Here is a 20,119-nt window from a genome sequence, read left to right as displayed (position 1 = left end):
GCTAACAGGCGCTTGTGCGGTATGTGCCGAAGCGGCGGGTATGCTTGCTGCCGGCGACAATGCGGCGGGCTGGGGTGCTGGGGCGGCGGGCGGGTTGCTTACCGCAACAGGCGAAGCTGGCGTTGGCGCAGCTGTGCCGGCCGGCCGCACATGCGCGCCGCGCTTGAGCCACATCGGGCCCAAGCCGAGGGCTTCGTGCAGGTGCAGATAGCGGCTGCTCAGCATGGTTTCTCCATCAGAATGGCTTCTTCGCGGCTGCCGTCGGGCAGCGGGTAGTAGTTCGGGCGGCGGCCGCATTCGCGGAAACCGTGGCGGCGGTAAAGCGCTTGTGCGGCCAAATTGCTGCGGCGCACTTCGAGCGTAATGCGGCGCACGCCTTGGGCGGCGGCCTGCGCAAATAGCTGTTGCAGCAGCAAGGAAGCCACGCCGCGGCGGCGCATGGCGGGGGCGGTGTCGATCAGATGCAGTTCGGCCTCGTCCACGATTTTCTGCCACACCATCAGCCCGGCCAGTTCGCGGCCGTGTTCGGCCAGCAGCACGGTTTCGTGGGCGTGTGCCAAACAGGCGGCAAACTGGCGGGCCGACCAGGGCGAGGGGTTGCAGAGGGCATCCAATTCGGCCAGGGCGGGGCAGTCGTCGGGGCGGGCGGCGCGGACAATCATTTGGCCGCCCGCCGCTCGGCCTGTTCTTTGGCGGTGAGCGCCACTTTGTCGCGCACATACAGCAGTTCGGCTTCGGCGGCGGCCACGGCCGGATAGCGGCCGCTTAGGGCGAGCCGGAGGAAGTCGGCGGCGGTGGGCATCTCGCTGCGGCCGGGGAAGGGCGGCGGCTCGGCCAGGGCGAAGGCGTTGCCGATGCCGCATACTTCGCGCCCATTCAGGCTTTCAGGTAGCCGGATGCCGTGGGCGGGGCCGACTTGGTAGGGGCTGTGGCGCTGTCCGTTTTCGGTGTCGTACCAGGCGTAAAACACTTCGTCCATGCGTGCGTCGGTGGCGGCCAGCACGGCGGGGCGACCGGGGCAGAGCGCGGCGGCGGCGTCCAGCGAGGGGATGCCGATTAAGGGCAAATCGAAGGGCGCGGCCAAGCCCTGCGCCACGCCGGCGCCGATGCGCAGGCCGGTAAAGGCGCCCGGCCCTTGGGCGTAAACTAAGGTGCCCAAGTCGGCGGCGCCGATGCCGGCTTGGGCCAGCAGGCCGGCGATGCGCGGCAGAATCTGTTCCGATTGGCGGTTGCCGGCTTCAAGGTGTTCGGCATACAGCTGCCCGTCTGCCTGCAGGGCGAGCGACAGATAGGCGGTGCCGGTATCGACGGCCAGAATGGGGCGGGAAAAATCGGGTTGGGGCATGGTGGATTGGGTTTCAGGTAGCCTTGGGGGCGGTTTAGTCTTGGCGGGTGCCGAAGATTTTGTCGCCGGCGTCGCCCAGGCCGGGGATGATGTAGCCGTCTTCATTGAGGTGGCTGTCGAGGGCGGCGGTGTAGATTTTGACGTCGGGATGGGCGTCGTTCACCAGTTTCATGCCTTCGGGCGCGGCCACCAATACGAGGGCGGTGATGTGGCGGCAGCCTTTTTTCTTCAGCAGATCAATGGTGGCGACCATGGAGCCGCCGGTGGCGAGCATGGGGTCGAGAATCAGCGCGGGGCGCTCGTCCATTTTGCTGACCAGTTTTTCGAAATACGACACGGGCTGCAGGGTTTCTTCGTCGCGCTGCAGGCCGACCACGCTGATTTTGGCGGTGGGAATCAGGTCGAGCACGCCGTCGAGCATGCCCAAGCCGGCGCGCAGAATCGGCACCACGGTAACGGTTTTGCCTTTGATCTGCTGGCCGGCGATGCTGCCGCACCAGCCTTCGATGTCGAGGTTTTCCAGCTCGAAGTCGCGGCTGGCTTCGTAGGCCATCAGGCGTGCCAGCTCTTTGGTGAGGGTGCGGAAGCGGTAGGTGCTGCATTCGGCTTCGCGCATGAGGGTGAGTTTGTGTTTGACCAAGGGGTGGTCGATCACGGTGATATTCATGCTGTCTCTCGCGGGGAAAGGGGGAAAACGGGCATTATTATAGCGGCAACGGCGGGGTTTCGGACGGGAAAGGCTACCTGAAAGCAGAAGGGGTTTCAGGTAGCCTTTTGTTGGCGGGCGGTGTGGGTTGTGTGCGCTCGCTTGTCTTTCATTTCAAAAGAGCAGGCGGCTTATGTGCGACTCCAGTTGCGGGCGGCGTCCATATCGGCCCAGATGTGCTGCTGTAAGGTTTCGAGGCTGTCGAACTTCTGCTCGTCGCGCAGTTTGTGCAGAAAGTCCACCCGCAGCCGGCTGCCGTAAATCTGGCCGTTGAAGTCGAAAAGGTGGACTTCCAGTTTTTGTTTGGCGCTGCCGGGAACGGTGGGGTTGAGGCCGAAGCTGGCCACGCCGCGGCGGCTGCCGAAGGGGCCGTGGGCTTCCACCACAAATACGCCGCTGAGCGGATAGTGGTGCGGCGGCAGATGGATGTTGGCGGTGGGGCAGCCGAGGGTGCGGCCGAGCTTGGCGCCGTGCATCACGCGGCCGCTGAGGGAATAGGGGTGGCCGAGCAGGGCGGCGGCATCGGCCAAGCGGCCCTGATGCAGCGCCTGGCGCACGGCGGTGCTGCTGGCGCGGATGTTTTCCACCATCACGGAAGGGGTGCGTTCGGTTACCATGTCGGCGCAGCTTTGCAGCAGGGTGAAATCGCCGCGGCGGCCGGCGCCGAAGCGGAAGTCGTCGCCGATGAGCAGGTAGCGGGTGTCGAGGCGGCGCAGCAGCAGTTGGCCGATGAAGTCTTCCGCGCTCAGCGCGGCCAGCGCCTGATTGAAACGCAGCACCCAAACCGCATCCAGGCAGCCGGTGTCGCGCAACAGGCGCAGTTTGTCGCGCAGCGGGCTGAGGCGGAAAGGCGGCGGGGTGTGGTTGCGGCGGCTGAAAAATTCCTGCGGCTGCGGTTCGAACACCACGGCCACGGCGGGCAGCCCGCGCGCCTGCGCTTCGTGTTTCAGGCGTTGGAAAATGTGGCGGTGGCCGAGGTGGACGCCGTCGAAATTGCCGATGGTGACGGCGCTGCCGTGCGGGTGCGGCCAAGGAGTGTGGTTGCCGAAGCGGATAATCATGGCAAAGTGGCGGGCAAAAAAGGGCGTATTGTAAACCCTGTGTGGAGGAGAAACCAGCTTTGGAGGGGTGGAGCATCTATTTTGCTGCGCCCGCACAATCATTTAGCGATCAGCGGGCTGCCGCAGAAATGGCTGCCTGCTGCCGAATTAGCCGTTGCAGTGCGTGGGTTTTCTTGTACAATAGCCGCCGATTTTTACAAAACTAAACGTGCAGGCCGTCTGCCGTCCGATTGAGCAGGCCCTTGGCCGTTGCCGATAAAACACAAAAAAACAAAGGAAACCCCATCATGATTGCAGAATTCTTCCAACAGAATTTCCCCATCATTTACGAATACCGCGAGATGTTCTTCAAGGGCGCGCTGACCGCCCTGGGCCTGACCGTGGTGGCGGTGGTGTTCGGCACCATTCTGGGCCTGATCAATGCCCTGATCCGGGTGATTAAAGTGGAGCAGGGCAATTTCTTTACCCGCGCGGTGGTGTGGGTGCTTAAGCAGCTGTCCTGGCTCTACCTCACCCTCTTTCGCGGCACGCCGCTGTTTATCCAGATTTTTATTTGGTACCACATTTGGTCGCCCTTTGTGGTGCACCCGCAGCACGGCCTGTTGATCAGCGGCGACACCGCGGCTTATCTGCGCCAGAACTATGCCGCCCTGATTGCCGGCGGTTTGGCTTTGTCGGTGAATGCCGGCGCCTACATCACCGAAATTTTCCGCGCCGGCATCCAGTCGATCGACCGCGGCCAAATGGAAGCGGCCCGCTCGCTGGGCATGAGCTATGTGCAGGCCATGCGCTACATCATCCTGCCGCAGGCAGTGCGCCGCATGCTGCCGCCGTTCGGCAACGAATTCATCACTCTGCTGAAAGACAGCTCGCTGGTGTCGGCCATTGCCGTGGCCGAGCTGGCCTATGTGGCGAAAAGCGCCTCCGGCCGCTACTCGGTGTATGAAGAGCCGTATTACTTCATCGCGCTGGTGTATCTGGTAATGATCATGGGCCTTACCGCGCTGCTCTCTTGGTTGGAGAAGAAATACAGCGTCAGCCACGAACGTTGATTTGGCCGAGCAAACAAACACAGGCTACCTGAAACCTTTCAGGTAGCCTGTGTTTTGCCCGCGCTTGGCGGCGGGCGGTTTCGGTTACAATCCGCTTTTCTTTCATTTTGCCGTTTCCCTGCCATGCTCAGCTACCGCCATGCCTTCCATGCCGGCAACCACGCCGATGTGCTCAAACACCTGACGCTGTTTTTGGTGTTGCGCTACTTCAATCAAAAAGACAAACCCTATTGGTATATCGACACCCACAGCGGTGCGGGTTTGTATGATTTGTCGGCGCCACAGGCGCAGAAAGTGGGTGAATACCGCGCGGGCATCGGCCGTTTGCGGGATGCCGCTGCGCTGCCCGAACCCTTGGTGGCGTTTTTAGCGTATGTGCAGGCGGTGTTGCCGCAGCCGGACACCTATTGCGGCTCGCCTTGGTTGGCCAAGCATTTGCTGCGCGAAAGCGACCGTTTGCGCCTGTTCGAGCTGCACCCGGCCGATGCCGCCTTGCTGAAGCAGAATATGGCCGGCGACCGCCGCATTGTGGTGCAGCAGGCCGATGGTTATGCCGGGCTGACCGCCTTGCTGCCGCCGCCTACGCGCCGCGCGGTGGTGCTGGTGGACCCGCCTTACGAACAGAAACAGGATTATGCACGGGTGGTGCAGGCTCTGCAGGCGGCGCGCAAGCGGTTTGCCAACGGCTGCTATTTGTTGTGGTATCCCTGTTTGTCGCGTGAGGAAAGTCTGAGCCTGCCGGCCGTGCTGCAAAAAAGCGGCGCGGAAAACTGGCTGCGGGCGGAGCTGTATGTGCATGCGCCGCGCGCCGACGGTTTCGGCATGCACGGCAGCGGCATGTGGGTGGTCAATCCGCCCTATGTGCTGCACGACCAACTGCAGGCGGCGCTGCCGGTGTTGGCCGAACGTTTGGCGCAAGATAACGGCGCACGCTATCTGCTGGAACGGCAGGCGGTGTGAAGCGGGGAGGGGTGTCATCTAGCCTTCGGCAGGCGGGCGGGTATCGGAGCGGAAGATGATTGGGCGCGTGTTCAAACGGATAGTGTTCGGTGTGTTGCTGTTGCCGCTGCTGTATGCGGCGGCGGCCGAGGTGTCGGCCTATATTACGGTGTCGGCGGCGGTGCCGGCGCCGGAGGTGGGCGAAGGGGAAACGGTGTATCTGCTCAGCAACGGCGTGCACATCAACATCGCCGTGCCGGTGCGCAACCGCCATTTCGACTGGGCAGGCTACCTGAAACAGCCGGCCTGGCGCGAACAGCCCTATGTGTATATCGGTTGGGGCAGCCGCACGTTTTATACCCAAGTGCCGCAATGGTCGGATTTGACGCCGCAAACCGCGTTGAAAGCCCTGGCTTTCGATGACAGTGCTTTGCAGGTATGGGCCGGCGAGGCGCCGCCGCCTTCCGCCGCCAGCCGGGCCATCCGCCTCAGCGCTGCGCAATACCGTTTGCTGGCGGCCGATTTGGCGGCGCAGTTCGACGGCACGCGCCCGCTGCGGGATTATCCCGATTTTTATCCGGCGCACGGACGCTACCAGCCTTGGCTGACCTGTAACGAATGGATGCGCCAACGGCTGTACCGCATCGGCGTGCCCGTGCCTTTGTGGTCGCCTTTCGACCGCCCGCTGCTGTCGGCACGTTAGGCGCGCGCCCGGCAGGCCGGGCAACAGGCTACCTGAAAAGGTTTTCAGGTAGCCTGTTTCGTGTAAATGCCAATTTACATTTCAAGCATGGCATATCCGCCATGCCGCCTTTACAATAACGGCTTTGTTTGCGGCCCGCTTGGGCGGCACCGTTGTCTGTTGGAAGTTACCCATGAAAAACCGCGTCAAACACATCCATTTCGTCGGCATCGGCGGTTCCGGCATGTGCGGCCTGGCCGAAGTGCTGCACAATCTGAACTACATCGTTTCCGGTTCCGACCAGTCTGAAAGCGCCGTCACGCGCCATTTGGCCGGTTTGGGCATCCGCGTGTTTGCCGGCCACGCCGCCGAACATATTGCCGGCGCCGATGTGGTGGTGACCTCCACCGCGGTGCAGCAGGACAACCCCGAAGTGGCCGCGGCGCTGGCGGCCAAGGTGCCGGTGATTCCGCGCGCGCTGATGTTGGCCGAGTTGATGCGTTTCCGCGAAGGCATTGCGATTGCGGGCACCCACGGCAAAACCACCACCACCAGTCTCACGGCCTCTATTCTAGCGGCAGGCGGTTTGGACCCCACTTTTGTGATTGGCGGCAAACTGACCGCCGCCGGCACCAATGCCCAGCTCGGCGGCGGCGAATACATCGTGGCCGAGGCCGACGAATCCGATGCTTCGTTTCTGTATCTGACGCCGGTGATGTCGGTGGTGACCAATATTGATACCGACCACATGGACACCTACGGCCACAGCGTGGACAAGCTGCACCAGGCCTTTGTGGAATTCATCCACCGTATGCCGTTTTACGGCAAGGCGTTTTTGTGCATCGACAGCGAACACGTGCGCGCCATTCTGCCGCAGGTGAAAAAGCCGTTCGCCACCTACGGTTTGGAAGACAGTGCCGATATTTATGCCACCGACGTGCGCAGCGAAGGCGCGCAGATGTGTTTCACCGTCCATGTGAAAGACGGCAGCGTGGCGCCGTTTGCGGTGCGCCTGAATTTCCCCGGCCGCCACAATGTGCTCAACGCCTTGGCGGCCATCGGCGTGGCTTTGGAATGCGAAGTGCCGGTGGAGGCGATTCAGCGCGGCTTGGCGGATTTCGGCGGCGTGGGCCGTCGTTTCCAAAGCTACGGCGACATCGCGCTGCCCGGAGGCGGCTCGGCTTTGGTGATCGACGATTACGGCCACCATCCGGTGGAAATGGCTGCCACACTGGCGGCCGCCCGCGGCGCGTATCCCGACAAACGCTTGGTGCTGGCCTTCCAACCGCACCGCTACACCCGTACCCGCGATTTGTTCGACGATTTCGTGAATGTGCTGAATACCGCCGACAGCGTGGTGCTGACCGATGTGTATGCCGCCGGCGAAGCCCCGATCCCGCATGCCGACAGCCCGGCTTTGGCTCAGGTGTTGCGCCATCAGCGCGGCAAGCTGGAAACCGTGTATTGCGGCGGCGTAAACGAGTTGGCGCCCACCCTGCTGCAGATTCTGAAAGACGGTGATCTGCTGTTGAACATGGGTGCGGGCAGCATCAACAAAGTGCCGCAGGCCCTGATTGATTTGAGCGGCCGCCCCAAATGAGCGATTTCCTGAGCCGGCGGCAGGCGGCGAGAGCCCGTGCGGCATCGTTTTGGCAGGCATGGCAGCAGGCCGGCGTGCCGTGGCATGCGCTCTCTGCCGGCGAGCTGGCCAGGGAAGGCAACCGTTTGCTGCACGGTTATTTTCCCGAGGTATCCCTGCAGGTTGCAGACGAAGATGCTGCCGGTCAAGCGTTTCAGGTAGCCTTAAGCAGCGCCAACAAGATTTCGCCGATGGCCGATGCCGTTTTATTGGCGGAAGAGGCGCCTCCCTTGCCTTTTGCGCTTCAGGCACTGCTGCTCCGCCGCCCGCCGGCCGGTTTGGCGCAGCGCCGCTCGGCCTTCGGCGGCGCAGATGTGCGCGGCAGCCAGCTTCAGGTAGCCTGCTCGGTGGGCGGCGGCGGCTTGCTGGTGTTGGCGGTGCGGGTGGAAAACGGTTTGCCGCCCACCCACCGCGGCCAGCATGTGGCGGTATGGCAACTGCTGGCCGATGCCTTGGGGCAGTGGGATTTGAATGTGAAAGTGGAGGCCATCGAGCTGGTGGCCGAGATGCCTGCCGGGGCGGTGCCGCTGGTCGAGTTGCCGGCGGTGTTTGACGCGATGTGGCGCCAAGATTTGGGCCGCAACGGGGTGTATCCGTGGGCCAAGCATGATTATTCTGTGTATGAAGGGCAAAGAGCGGGCGGTTTGCGGCCGCCGGTGCTGTTGCGTAACGAGTCTGCCGCCGCCCTGCTCGGCCGGGCCGATATGGCTTGGTGTGTCAGCCTCAGCTGCGAGGTATATGACGAGATGAGTTTGGCTTGGACGGCGGAAATCGAATCTGCTTTCGGTGCTGCGGTCGGCCGTGACGGGCAGGGCATTGTGACCACGGCGTACACCGATTTGGTGGAGGGCGCTTATCAGGTGTGCGGCATGGCATCGTCCCCGGAGGCGGCCTTGGCGGCAGCAGAGGAAATCGCCGATCGTTATGTGCGCCTGAATGCGAGTGCGGCCTGTGAGTTCGACCCTTCCTGGCGGCATTACCGTTTTTAAGTTTTGGCGTGTTTTTCTGGTATTGTCTATTGCCGTCTTGTCATATTTAATAGCCGTAACATCATCATTAATAAAAATAAAATTCAGAACCACATCAAGGTTGTCTGAAACTAAAGAAAAGCCGCCGTTTTGGCGGCCGATGCGATAGGAGAACGTAAGATGGAGGCACTAAGGAGATCGGTTGCCGGCCGACGGAAAGCTTGGCCGGCAGAACAGGGAGACGCAAGCCGCTTGGCGCAGTGGCAAGCCAATGCCCGGGCTTTTTGGTCGGATTGGCAGCAAGAGTCACCAGCCTGGCGCGGCATGGATGCCGGGTGCTTTGTACATGCCGCCAACACCGTTTTGCAGCGGCATTGCCGCCGGGTGCTGCTGGAATTGGAGGGGGAGGCAGACGGTTCGGATGATGCCTGTCTGGTATTCACCGCCAACGGAGACTTGGCGCATTTTCCGCAAGTGCAGGCCTTGTTGGATACCGCTCCGCCAACGGCTTACTGCGTGCGCGGCTTTCGTCGGCGTGCGGCCGGATCCGGCCGGGAGTTGCTTATCCGCATGGCCGGTTTGTCATTGGAAACGGCCGATATTTGGGTGCGCTGCACCGAACGCCGGGAACGGGTGGCTTTGCAAGTGGCGTTTGCGAAACACATAGATACCGCCATGTGGGCGCATGCCAAGAATATGACCTTGGTGCTGCTGGATCATGTGGTGGGTGAATGGGATGCGGCGGTGAAGATCGGTGCGGTGGATTTTTCTGCGGATCCTGCTGCCGATGCGGTGCCGCTTTACGGGCTGCCTGAACAGCTGGATGCCTTATGGCGCGGCTGGGGCCGCAACGGCCTGTATCCGCCACCCGCTTGGCGATATGCCGGCTATCGGGCTGAAGCGGACGAGACAGCCGGGCTGGATGCGGTGGACTTTGTGCGCAACGAATCAGCCGCTGCTTTGTTTGGTCGGGCAGACATGGCCTGGTGTGTATCGCTGTCTTGCCATTTGGACGACAAGGCGGCGGCCGAGAGCTTGACGCAAGCGTTTTATGCGGAGGCGCAAGTGCGGCAAAACGGCATTGGTACGCTGGAGCGGACTGATGCACATGGTCTGCGTACGGTGTATGCGGTAACGGCAGAGCCGGCAGCGCTGCTGGCGAAGGCCAGGGTGCTGTGCGCCCGCTTCAGGCGGATCGGTGCGGTGTGTGGCTGTGAATACGATCCGACTTGGGCGCACTACCGCATACTGTCCTAGGGCGTGCCGTCACCAAGCGTTGCGGCGGTATTTTTGGTTAAAACCGGCATCTGCCGCGTTATCGGCAGAGGATCAGCAATAGGCTGGCAAGGTGTCCGCTTTTATGCGCATTGCGCTTGGTATTTGAGGTCTTGTATCGGCAAACCGCCGCGCCAGAAGAAGATGCACAGGCTCTCAGGCGGCAGACTGGGACGGAGTCTGCTTCAGGTAGCCTTGCTTTGCGGCAGGCTGCCTGAAGTTAGGGCTTAGAGATTTAGATAAATTTAGGCAGATAAGTGTGGCTTGGCGTGCCGCAACGGATTGAGGAAGTGATGATGCAGGATTTCGGCAAAGTGGCGGTTTTGTACGGCGGTTTTTCCGCCGAGCGTGAAGTGTCGCTCAAAAGCGGGGCGGCGGTATTGGCGGCCTTACGCAGCAAAGGCGTGGATGCCCATGGCTTCGACCCCAAAGAGCAGGACATCTGGCAGCTGAAGGCGCAGGGCTTTCAGGTAGCCTTCAATGTGCTGCACGGCACTTACGGCGAAGACGGCACGGTGCAGGCGGTATTGGATGCCTTGGGCATTCCCTACACCGGTTGCGGCGTGGCGGCTTCCGCCTTGGGTATGGACAAATACCGCACCAAGCTGGTGTGGCTGGCTTTGGGTTTGCCGGTGCCGGAGTTTGCCGTGTTGCGCGAAGACAGCGACTTTGCCGCAGTCGAGCAGCAATTGGGCCTGCCCCTGTTTGTGAAGCCCTCTACTGAGGGCAGCAGCGTCGGCGTGGTGAAAGTGAAAGAAGCCGGCCGCCTGCCCGCCGTGTTGGATGAGGTGAAACATCTGCACGGCGAGATTTTGGCCGAGCGCTGCATCGACGGCGGCGAATACACTTGTGCCATATTGGGGCAGGAAGCGCTGCCGAGCATCCGCATCATTCCGGCCAACGAGTTTTACGATTACGAAGCCAAATACCACCGTGACGACACGGTGTACCAGTGCCCGAGCGATTTGGATGCCGATCAGGAAGCGGAAATCCGCCGCTTGGCCAAGGCCGCATTTGATGCGGTGGGCGGCAAAGGCTGGGGGCGGGTGGACTTTTTGAAAGACCGCAACGGCAAACTTTATCTGTTGGAAATCAATACCGTGCCCGGTATGACCGACCACAGCCTGGTGCCGAAGGCAGCGGCGCAGGCCGGTTGGGATTTTGCCGATTTATGCCTTGAAATTTTGCGCCATGCGACTGTGGGATAACGCCGGTGCGCTCAAGCGCATCAACAACGGCTTATATGTGCTGGTGGTGCTCAGCCTGTTGGCCGCGGCCGTGGTGTGGATGATGAATTCGCCGTATTTTCCGATCAAATCGGTTAAAATCGACGGCCAGCTGCAACGCTTGGATGCCGCCCAACTCCAGCAGACCGCTCAGCGGCACATCCGCGGCAATATTTTTAAAGCCGATTTGCATGCCGCGCGCGAGGCGTTTGAAGCCCTTCCTTGGGTGGCTGAAGTGGAGATCCGCCGTATGTGGCCGGATACCGTTCAGATCCAAGTAAGCGAGCGTCAGCCGGTGGCGCGGTGGGAAGGCGGCGGCTTGGTGGACAGTGAGGGCAGGGCCTTTGATGCGCCCACCGACGAGCCGTTTCCGGTGTTCTCGGGTGCCGCCGGGGCGCGCAAAATCATGGTGGAAGAATACGACCGCTTTCGCGCCATTTTGGAACCGACCGGCTTGAAAATCGAGCGTTTGGATTACGGGCAGCGCGCCGCACGCACCCTCACCCTGGACAACGGCTTGGTGTTGCGCTTGGGGCGTTTGGATGCGGAGAGCCGTTTGCGCCGTTTCGTACAGGCCTGGCATGAGGTGCTGCACAGCCGTGCCGACAGCGTGCGCTATGTGGACCTGCGTTATAAAGACGGGTTTGCTGTACGCTACCGTAGCGGTGAGGAAACGCCGGCGGTACCGGAGCAGGCGGCATCGGCCGCAAACCCACACGGCGATGCCGAGCCCTGAGGCGGCATCGGGCTTCAAGTGGCCTGAGCGGCAAACATAACGGATTAGTGGAAGTGGAATAGGAAAATTATGGCAAAAGAAAAACAGTTGGTGGGGGCGCTGGACATCGGTACTTCCAAGGTCATCGCGCTGATCGGCGAAGTGCAGGACGACAATGAAGTCCATATCATCGGTTTGGGGCAGGCCCCTTCGCACGGCCTGAAGGCGGGCATGGTGACCAATATCGACGCCACCGCCCAAGCGATTACCCAAGCGGTGGAGGAAGCGCAGTTGATGGCGGATTGCCAGATCGACAGCGTCATCACCGGTATTGCCGGCAACCACATCCGCAGCATGAATTCGCAAGGCGTGGTCAAAATCAAAGAGGGCGAAGTGATGCAGGCCGACATCGACCGCGCCATCGAAACCGCCAAGGCGGTTAATATTCCGCCGGACCACCAAATTCTACACACCGTGGTACAGGAATACATCATCGACAACCAGCCCGGCGTGAAAGAACCGATCGGCATGAGCGGCGTGCGTTTGGATACGCGCATCCACATTGTTACCGGTGCGGTGACGGCGATGCAGAATATCCAGAAATGCGTGGAACGCTGCGGCCTGCACATCGACAACATCATGCTGCAACCCTTGGCCAGCGGGCAGGCGGTGCTGACCGAAGACGAAAAAGAGTTGGGCGTGTGCGTGATCGACATCGGCGGCGGCACCACCGACATTGCGGTTTACACCAACGGCGCCATCCGCCACACCGCTGTGATTCCGGTGGCGGGCGATTTGATTACCAAGGACTTGGCCCAAGCCCTGCGCACCCCTTACAGCGCTGCCGAATACATCAAAATCCATCACGGCGTGGCCTTGGCCAGCGGCGAAGGTTTGGACGAAATGGTAGAGGTGCCCAGCGTGGGCGACCGCAGCCCGCGTCAGATTTCGCGCCGCGTATTGGCCAGCGTGATCGGTCCGCGGGTGGAGGAGATTTTGGAATTGACCCTGAACGAATTGCGCCGTTCCGGCTTTCCCGAAGAAGTGCTGACTTCCGGCGTGGTGCTGACCGGCGGCGCATCTTTGTTGTCCGGCGTGGTGGATTTGGCCGAGGAGGTGTTCAACCTGCCCGCCCGTATCGGCGTGCCGCAGGAAATGGGTGGCTTGTCGGAGCGCATCCGCAATCCGCGCTACGCCACCGCCATCGGCCTGCTGCAAACCGCGGTCGAGCAGCGCAACGTGCACGGCTACCATCTGAGCCGTCCGGAAACCGGTGATTCGATCTTCCGCCGGTTGATTGATCTGGTGAAAAACAATTTTTGATTTTCCGTAAAATTTCCACACAAATACAGGCCGGAACGATATAATGCGGGCGTTTTTACGTTTTCAGGTAGCCTTCGGCAAGGTGCAATAAGGAGTGTTCAATGCAATTGGTTTATGACGTTGTCGAATCGGCAACCAGCCCTGCGGTCATCAAAGTAATCGGAATCGGCGGCGGCGGCTGCAATGCCATCAACAATATGATTGACAACACCGTTCAAGGTGTCGAATTCATCAGTGCCAATACCGATGCCCAATCCCTGCAAGGCAACAAAGCCCCCAAGCGCATCCAGTTGGGCACCAACCTGACCAAAGGTTTGGGTGCGGGAGCCAACCCCGAAGTGGGCCGCAACGCGGCTTTGGAAGAGCGTGAAACCATCGCCGAAGCCATTCAAGGCGCCAATATGCTGTTCATCACCACCGGTATGGGCGGCGGCACCGGCACCGGCGCCGCTCCCGTGGTGGCCGAAATCGCCCGCGAAATGGGTATTCTTACCGTAGCGGTGGTCACCCGCCCCTTCGAGCACGAAGGCAAGCGCATCAATATCGCCAAAGAAGGCTTGGAAACCCTGAAAAACCAAGTGGATTCCTTGATTGTGATCCCCAACGACAAGCTGATGAGCGCTTTGGGCGAAGACGTGACCGTGCGCCAAGCCTTCCGCGCTGCCGACAATGTGCTGCGCAATGCGGTGGCCGGCATTACCGAAGTGGTGACCTGCCCCGGCATGATCAACTTGGACTTTGCCGACGTGAAAAACGTGATGGGCATCATGGGCATGGCGATGATGGGTTCCGGTCAGGCGCACGGCATCGACCGCGCCCGTTTGGCCACCGAGCAGGCGATTGCTAGCCCGCTGCTCGACAATGTGACTTTGGAGGGCGCGCGCGGCGTTTTGGTGAACATTACCACCGCGCCGGAATGCCTGACCATGAAAGAGTATAAGGAAATCATGTCGGTGGTGAGCGAGTATGCCCATCCCGATGCCGAACTGAAATACGGCACGGCGGAGGATGTCTCTATGGAAGAGGGCGAAATCCGTGTCACCATCATCGCCACCGGTTTGAAAGAACAGGGCGAGCATGCGCAACACAACAATCTGCGCATGGTGAAAGCCGCCCAAGCCACCGGCACCGATGGCGGATTCCCCGAAATCGACAGCGTGATCCGTTCCGGCCGCAGCGCCCGTACCCTGAACTTGGCCGCTGCCGATTTTGCCAACCAATCTGTGCTGGATGATTTTGAAATTCCTGCGGTCATCCGCCGTCAGGCCGACTAATGCCTGCTTGGGCTTGACCAACAAAAAACCTGCCGCTTGGGCAGGTTTTTTGTTGGTTGTCTGCTTTTGTTTTTCCACGTTCTAGGAATTTGAGAGAAAACGAATAGCAGACAGATAGAGACCTTTGCAAACCCCCCAGATGTGGATGCAGTTCAAGGCGTAGCAGCGCAGCGAGCGAAGACATATCACATAGATAGGCAAGCGAGTGAGCAGCACACAACGCAGAAATGCGCCGCAGATGGGGGTTTTGCAAAGGTCTCAGATAGGCAAGCGGGTAAGTACCCTGTGGCATAAACGTAGAGCGCAGAAATGCGCTGCAGATGCCGTTTGTGGGGAGTGTTGTGGGTGTGCACGGCGGCGCCATGCGCAGGCATCAGGCTACCTGAAACCGTATGCTTGCTTTACAATACGACGGTTTCAGTTTGTGAGTCATCATTTTATGTCTGAACACCTGAGTGCCGCCCTTGGCGGTGAGGATACGCTTCTGCTGGGTGAATATGCCGAGCGCGCTTATTTGGAGTATGCCATGAGCGTGGTGAAAGGCCGTGCCCTGCCGGATGTAGGCGACGGCCAGAAACCGGTGCAGCGGCGGATTCTCTATGCCATGCGCGATATGGGTTTGGTGAATGGCGCCAAACCGGTGAAATCCGCGCGCGTGGTGGGTGAAATCTTGGGTAAATACCACCCGCACGGCGATGCGTCCGCCTACGACGCCATGGTGCGGATGGCGCAAGACTTTACCCTGCGCTATCCGCTGATTGACGGCATCGGTAATTTCGGTTCGCGTGACGGCGACGGCGCGGCGGCCATGCGCTATACCGAGGCGCGGCTGACGCCGATTGCCGAACTGCTGCTCTCCGAAATCAATATGGGCACGGTGGATTTCGTGCCGAACTACGATGGCGCGTTTGAAGAGCCGGTGTCGCTGCCCGCCCGCCTGCCCATGGTGCTGCTGAACGGCGCTTCCGGTATTGCCGTCGGTTTGGCCACCGAAATTCCCTCACACAATCTCAACGAAGTCGGCCGTGCGGCGATCGCCTTATTGGAGCAGCCACAGCTGGCGGTGGTCGATTTAATGCAGTATGTGCCAGCGCCGGATTTTGCCGGCGGCGGCCACATCATCACCTCCGCCAAAGATTTGCGTCAAATTTACGAAACCGGTAAGGGCAGTGTGCGGGTACGGGCGCGTTATGAAATCGAAAAACTGGCACGCGGGCAATGGCGTCTGATTGTGGCCGAGCTGCCGCCGCATACCAGTGCACAGAAGATTCTGGCTGAAATTGAGGAGCAAACCAATCCCAAGCCCAAAGCCGGCAAGAAACAGTTGAGCCAAGAGCAGCTGAATACCAAAAAACTGCTGCTCGACCTGTTGGAAAAAGTGCGCGACGAGTCAGACGGCACGCACCCGGTGCGCTTGGTGTTCGAGCCGAAATCCGGCCGTATTGATCCGGAGGTATTCGCCCACACCCTGATGGCGCAAACCGGGCTGGAGGGCAATGTGCCGGTGAATTTGGTGATGATGGGCCTGGACAACCGGCCGGCGCAGAAAAATCTGAAAACCATTCTGCAGGAGTGGCTGGATTACCGCATCCGCACCGTCACGCGCCGCCTGCGGCACCGTTTAAGCCAGGTGGAAAAACGCATCCATATTTTGGAAGGCCGCATGATTGCCTTCCTGCACATCGACGACGTGATTCGGGTCATCCGCGAATCCGACGAGCCCAAACCTGATTTGATGGCCGCCTTCGGTCTCACCGAAATCCAAGCCGAAGACATTCTGGACATCCGTCTGCGTCAGTTGGCCCGCTTGGAAGGCTTCAAGCTGGAAAAAGAGCTGGCCGATTTGCGCGAAGAAGCAGGCTACCTGAACAGCGTATTGGGTGATGAAAACGAAAAACGCCGGCTCATTATCCAAGAAATGCAGGCCGATATGCAGCAGTTCGGCGACCCGCGCCGCACCTTGGTCGAAGAGGCCAGCCGTGCCGCGCTCACGCACACCACGGCCGACGAGCCGGTCACCCTGATTTTGTCGCACAAAGGCTGGATACGCAGCCGTGCGGGCCACAACCTCGATTTGAGCCAAACCGCTTTCAAAGAGGGCGACAGTCTCAGACAGGTGTTGGAAGGCCGCACCGTGCAGCCGGTGGTGGTGGTGGACGACTTGGGCCGCAGCTATACCGTGGACGCAGCCGAGATTCCCGGCGGACGGGGCGACGGCGTGCCGCTGGCCTCGCTGGTGGAATGGCAAAGCGGTGCCGAAGTGGCCGCTTTGCTCACCGGTACGCCGGAGCAGCTCTTCCTGATGGCCGGTAGCGGCGGCTACGGTTTCATCGTCAAGTTCGGCGATTTGATCAGCCGCATCAAAACGGGCAAAGAAGTGGTGAAACTGGAGGCGGGCGAGCGTCTGCTGCCGCCTCTGCCTTTACCGCCTTCGGCGCTGATCCGGCCCGAAAGCCGGCTGGTGTTGGCCACCGCGGAAAAACGCCTGTTGGCTTTTGCGGTGGGCGAATTGAAAGTGATGGCCAAGGGCCGCGGCCTGCAGCTGATCGGTTTGAACGAAGGCGACCGTTTGCAGGCGGCGGTTTTGGTGGAAACGCCGGAATTTGTGGCCCACATTACGGGCAAACGCGGTGCGGTTCGCCAAGAGCGGCTGCGGGTAGCCGATATTGAAAACAAACGCGGCCGTAAAGGCCGGCTGCTGGATATTTCAGGTAGCCTGAACGGGCTTGGGGAGGCGTCATGAACGCAACGGCGCCAACACAGGAAGACTGGGACCGCCAGCTGGAGCGTTTACCCGGCTTGATGAATATTGCCCGGGTCAGCCTGTTGTTATCGCTGGTCACTTTTCATGTGTTGGTCAGCACGTATGGCGACGAGATCGGCTTGAAGCTGCGCGCTCTGCCGTTGTTCAGCGCCCCGTTTTACCTATGGGCGGTGGTGTACGGCACGCTGATTTTGATCAGTCTGTTTGCCCCCAACTGGCAGCGTCAGGGCACCCAAATGCCGAATGCCCGGGCGGTGGCCGACATCACCATGATTGCGTGGCTGATGCACATCGGCGGCGGCGTGGGCAGCGGTTTGGGGATTTTGATTCTGCCGTTTTTGGTTACGTCCTGCCTGATGAGCTACGGACGTTACTCGCTGCTGTATGCGTCTTATGCGGTTATGTTGTTGCTGCTGAGCACCGGTATGCTGTATTGGCCGTTTAAAGACGACAGCGACGCTTCTTTTATGGTGCAGACCGTGGTGCTCAGCGGCAGCTGTTATCTGGTGGCGGTGCTGACTTCGTTCTCCGCCTCTTTCCTCAATAAGGCCACCAGCAGCCTGAGCCGGCACCGCCGCGCATTCGACCGGCTAAAAGGTCTGAACGAATTGGTGCTGAACCACGTGAACGAAGCGGTGGTGGTATTGGATGTCGGACAGCGGGTATGGTTGATGAACCGCCAGGCACAAAATTATTTTCCGTGGTTGCAGCGCGAGCAACAGGCGCCAGCCTTTGCGTGGCTGGTGCAGCGTTGGCAGCGCTATCCCAGCCGTGCTTTTGTGACCCGTACCGAAATCGACGGACAGGCGGTACAGATACGTGCCCGCCCCTTGGTACGCGAAGACGAATCGCTGCTGATGCTGTTCATCCGTTCGCAAAAAGACTTGGCTGCCGAGGCATTGTCCACCAAGCTGGCGGCTTTGGGCCAGCTGACGGCCAATCTGGCCCATGAAATCCGCAATCCGCTCTCCGCCATCCGCCAATCCAACGGGCTGCTTTCGGAAGACAACGACAATCCGCTTACCGCCAAGCTGCACGGCATCATCGACAACAACATCGCTCGCATCGATAAAATGCTGGAAGAAGTGTCGAGCTTGAACAAAAGCGACCGTTTGAATCCGGAAACCATCAATTTGATGGCCTTCTGGCTGGCGTTCAAAAACGAATTCCTATTGATCCGCCCCCAAGCCGCACCGTGTATCCGCTTTCATATGGAAAGCGGCGGTTCGCCTGTGAAAGTGCGTTTTGACAGCGCTCATTTGCAACAGATTTTGTGGAATCTGCTCAACAACGCCTGGCAGCATGGCAGCCAGCAAAAAGGCTCGATTACCGTATTGGTCAAACCGTTACAGGATCGGCATGCCGTTTCGTTGATGGTGATTGACGACGGCCCCGGCGTGCCGGCGGAAAATCAGGCCCAGCTGTTTGAGCCGTTTTTCACCACCCGTGCCGAAGGCACCGGCTTGGGTCTCTATGTGGCCCGCGAACTGGCGCACGCCAATTTGGGACAGTTGGATTACCATCCGGCCGTGAAAGGCTTCGAACTGATTTTGCCGAGGGAAAACGATGAATAAAAACAGCTTGCAAAAACCCGTTTTGGTGGTGGACGACGAGCAGGACATCCGCGATCTGATGGAAATGACGCTGATGAAAATGGGCTTGTCGGTAGAAACCGCCCACGGCGTGGCGGCCGCCAAACAATGGCTGGCCGAAAAGAAATTCTCCTTGGTGCTGACCGATATGCGGATGCCCGACGGCTCCGGTTTGGAAGTGGTGGAATACATCAACGAGCAGGCTTTGGATGTGCCGGTGGCGGTGATCACCGCTTTCGGCAATGCCGATCAGGCGGTGCAGGCCATCAAAGCCGGCGCCTTCGACTATCTGCAAAAACCGATCACGCTGGCCCAGCTGCGCACTTTGGTCAAGTCGGCGGTGAAAATCAACGAAGAAGACCGCCGCCCGCCCGCATCCGATCCCGAGCCGGAGCCATCTGCGGCAGAGGAGATTTTGCCGCCGCCGGCGCCGGCTCCCAAACGCGCGTCGCCGCAGCCTAAGGCCGCAGCGTCCGTTCCGCCGCCCGCGCCGCCGGCAGGGCAAAAGGACATTCCGCGCCTCATCGGCCATTCGCCGCAGATTGAAGAAGCCCGGCAGATGATCCGCAAGCTCGCCCACACCACGGTGCCGGTTTATATTTCCGGCGAATCCGGTTCCGGTAAAGAGCAGGCCGCGCGCAGCATTCACGAGCTGTCCGACCGCCGCGAGCAGCCTTTTGTGGCGGTCAACTGCGGGGCAATTCCGGAAAACCTGATGGAAAGCGAGTTTTTCGGCTACAAAAAAGGCAGCTTTACCGGCGCCGACCAAGACCGCTTGGGCTTTTTCCAGCACGCCCACGGCGGCACGCTGTTTCTCGACGAAGTGGCCGATCTGCCGCTGCACATGCAGGTGAAGCTGCTGCGGGCGATTCAGGAAAAAGCCGTGCGCCGCATCGGCGATGCGCAGGAAGTGAAGGTGGACGTGCGCATCATTTCCGCCACCCATAAAGATTTGGCCGCCTTGGTGGCCAAAGGTGCTTTCCGCCAAGACTTGTTTTACCGTCTCAACGTGGTGTCGCTCACCATGCCGCCTTTGCGCGAAATGCGCGAAGACCTGCCCAAGCTGATCATGCAGCTCTTGCGCAAACACCGCCAGGGCGGCGACTACCAGCTGACTCAGGCCGCCAAGCAGGCCCTACTGCAATACAGCTATCCCGGCAACTTCCGCGAGCTGGAAAACATTCTCGAGCGCGCGGTGGCTTTGGCGGTCAACCAAACCATCGACGCACAAGACCTGCAGCTCACCAGTTCGCCGCTATTGCAGGAAGAGGACGACTGGGGCAGCGCCTTGGCCGCCGCCAACGGCGGGGCCGAGGAAGCCGTGCCGGCGGCCGAGGCGGGCGAAGCGGTGGGCGGCTTGGCCGACTTCGTGCTGGGGCGCACCCAGATTCAAGACTATCTTGACGATGTCGAACGCGCCATCATTGAGCAGGCGCTGCAGAAAACCCGTTACAACCGCACTCAGGCCGCGAAACTGCTCGGCATCAGCTTCCGCTCCATGCGCTACCGCATGGAACGCCTGAACATCGAATAATGCCCTTCGCCTTGGTTTCCCGCT

18 protein-coding genes and 2 pseudogenes are annotated in these 20,119 nt (G+C 60.4%); 14 read left to right on the top strand and 6 right to left on the bottom strand.

Annotated elements, in window-relative coordinates; translation table 11 throughout:
• Nucleotides 1–140: 140 nt before the first annotated feature.
• The 5 genes and pseudogenes from H3L94_RS10170 to ribF all read right to left on the bottom strand — a co-directional run.
• Nucleotides 141–225 (bottom strand): annotated as a pseudogene (locus tag H3L94_RS10170) (uracil-DNA glycosylase family protein); the annotation flags it as partial.
• Complete coding sequence (rimI, locus tag H3L94_RS10165; protein ID WP_182121924.1) at nt 219–662, bottom strand: ribosomal protein S18-alanine N-acetyltransferase; 444 nt, start codon at nt 660–662, stop codon at nt 219–221. The gene rimI and the pseudogene H3L94_RS10170, both read right to left, overlap by 7 nt.
• On the bottom strand, nt 659–1,345 hold the full coding sequence (gene tsaB, locus H3L94_RS10160; RefSeq protein WP_182121923.1) for a tRNA (adenosine(37)-N6)-threonylcarbamoyltransferase complex dimerization subunit type 1 TsaB: 687 nt from the start codon (nt 1,343–1,345) through the stop codon (nt 659–661). The genes rimI and tsaB overlap by 4 nt, the downstream gene beginning before the upstream one ends.
• A 34-nt stretch (nt 1,346–1,379) precedes the next feature.
• Nucleotides 1,380–2,012, bottom strand: a complete 633-nt coding sequence (gene upp, locus H3L94_RS10155; RefSeq protein ID WP_182121922.1) for a uracil phosphoribosyltransferase — start codon at nt 2,010–2,012, stop codon at nt 1,380–1,382.
• A gap of 170 nt (nt 2,013–2,182) precedes the next feature.
• The gene (ribF, locus tag H3L94_RS10150) at nt 2,183–3,112 is read right to left on the bottom strand and encodes a bifunctional riboflavin kinase/FAD synthetase (protein ID WP_182121921.1); all 930 of its coding nucleotides are present in this window, start codon (nt 3,110–3,112) and stop codon (nt 2,183–2,185) included.
• On the opposite strand from ribF, the gene H3L94_RS10145 reads away from it, so the two are divergent.
• The 11 genes from H3L94_RS10145 (at nt 3,089) to ftsZ (ending at nt 14,205) form a co-directional block, all read left to right on the top strand.
• Complete coding sequence (locus H3L94_RS10145) at nt 3,089–3,346, top strand: hypothetical protein (RefSeq protein WP_182121920.1); 258 nt, start codon at nt 3,089–3,091, stop codon at nt 3,344–3,346. The two genes, ribF and H3L94_RS10145, sit on opposite strands and share 24 nt — an antisense overlap.
• A gap of 53 nt (nt 3,347–3,399) precedes the next feature.
• Entirely contained in the window at nt 3,400–4,164 is a 765-nt protein-coding gene (locus tag H3L94_RS10140) for an amino acid ABC transporter permease (protein WP_009118981.1), read from the top strand.
• A 123-nt stretch (nt 4,165–4,287) separates the two neighbouring features.
• Nucleotides 4,288–5,124, top strand: coding sequence for a 23S rRNA (adenine(2030)-N(6))-methyltransferase RlmJ (locus tag H3L94_RS10135; RefSeq protein ID WP_182121919.1), 837 nt, complete (start codon nt 4,288–4,290; stop codon nt 5,122–5,124).
• A 55-nt stretch (nt 5,125–5,179) separates the two neighbouring features.
• On the top strand, nt 5,180–5,806 hold the full coding sequence (locus H3L94_RS10130) for a DUF2459 domain-containing protein (RefSeq protein ID WP_182121918.1): 627 nt from the start codon (nt 5,180–5,182) through the stop codon (nt 5,804–5,806).
• A gap of 172 nt (nt 5,807–5,978) precedes the next feature.
• Nucleotides 5,979–7,385, top strand: coding sequence for a UDP-N-acetylmuramate--L-alanine ligase (gene murC, locus H3L94_RS10125; RefSeq protein WP_182121917.1), 1,407 nt, complete (start codon nt 5,979–5,981; stop codon nt 7,383–7,385).
• Nucleotides 7,382–8,413, top strand: coding sequence for a hypothetical protein (locus H3L94_RS10120; RefSeq protein ID WP_182121916.1), 1,032 nt, complete (start codon nt 7,382–7,384; stop codon nt 8,411–8,413). The genes murC and H3L94_RS10120 overlap by 4 nt, the downstream gene beginning before the upstream one ends.
• 231 nt (nt 8,414–8,644) lie before the next feature.
• Entirely contained in the window at nt 8,645–9,649 is a 1,005-nt protein-coding gene (locus H3L94_RS10115; protein ID WP_182121915.1) for a hypothetical protein, read from the top strand.
• 314 nt (nt 9,650–9,963) lie between these two features.
• Nucleotides 9,964–10,875 carry a D-alanine--D-alanine ligase gene (locus tag H3L94_RS10110; RefSeq protein WP_182123159.1) on the top strand — a complete coding sequence of 304 codons (912 nt, stop codon included), beginning with the start codon at nt 9,964–9,966 and terminating at the stop codon, nt 10,873–10,875.
• Nucleotides 10,859–11,629: a cell division protein FtsQ/DivIB gene (locus H3L94_RS10105; protein WP_182121914.1), complete on the top strand. Its 771-nt coding sequence runs from the start codon at nt 10,859–10,861 to the stop codon at nt 11,627–11,629. Before H3L94_RS10110 ends, H3L94_RS10105 begins: the two co-directional genes overlap by 17 nt.
• A 69-nt stretch (nt 11,630–11,698) precedes the next feature.
• Complete coding sequence (gene ftsA, locus H3L94_RS10100) at nt 11,699–12,931, top strand: cell division protein FtsA (RefSeq protein WP_009118973.1); 1,233 nt, start codon at nt 11,699–11,701, stop codon at nt 12,929–12,931.
• A 101-nt stretch (nt 12,932–13,032) separates the two neighbouring features.
• Nucleotides 13,033–14,205, top strand: a complete 1,173-nt coding sequence (ftsZ, locus tag H3L94_RS10095; protein ID WP_182121913.1) for a cell division protein FtsZ — start codon at nt 13,033–13,035, stop codon at nt 14,203–14,205.
• 118 nt (nt 14,206–14,323) lie between these two features.
• Here ftsZ and H3L94_RS12665 read toward each other — a convergent pair.
• Nucleotides 14,324–14,497: pseudogene (locus H3L94_RS12665) on the bottom strand (lipoprotein signal peptidase); the annotation flags it as partial.
• A gap of 147 nt (nt 14,498–14,644) precedes the next feature.
• On the opposite strand from H3L94_RS12665, the gene parC reads away from it, so the two are divergent.
• The 3 genes from parC to H3L94_RS10080 are packed head-to-tail and all read left to right on the top strand — an operon-like array spanning nt 14,645 to nt 20,095.
• Nucleotides 14,645–16,948: a DNA topoisomerase IV subunit A gene (parC, locus tag H3L94_RS10090; protein ID WP_182121912.1), complete on the top strand. Its 2,304-nt coding sequence runs from the start codon at nt 14,645–14,647 to the stop codon at nt 16,946–16,948.
• Nucleotides 16,945–18,543 (top strand): two-component system sensor histidine kinase NtrB, encoded by a 1,599-nt coding sequence (locus H3L94_RS10085; protein ID WP_182121911.1) that lies wholly within the window; start codon nt 16,945–16,947, stop codon nt 18,541–18,543. The genes parC and H3L94_RS10085 overlap by 4 nt, the downstream gene beginning before the upstream one ends.
• Nucleotides 18,536–20,095, top strand: a complete 1,560-nt coding sequence (locus H3L94_RS10080) for a sigma-54-dependent transcriptional regulator (protein WP_182121910.1) — start codon at nt 18,536–18,538, stop codon at nt 20,093–20,095. The genes H3L94_RS10085 and H3L94_RS10080 overlap by 8 nt, the downstream gene beginning before the upstream one ends.
• Nucleotides 20,096–20,119: the final 24 nt, after the last annotated feature.

Source organism: Neisseria shayeganii (assembly GCF_014054965.1).
GTDB classification, from domain to species: Bacteria; Pseudomonadota; Gammaproteobacteria; order Burkholderiales; family Neisseriaceae; genus Eikenella; species Eikenella shayeganii.
Note: the sequence above shows the minus strand (reverse complement) of the source record. Positions and strands in the feature narration are given on the sequence as shown.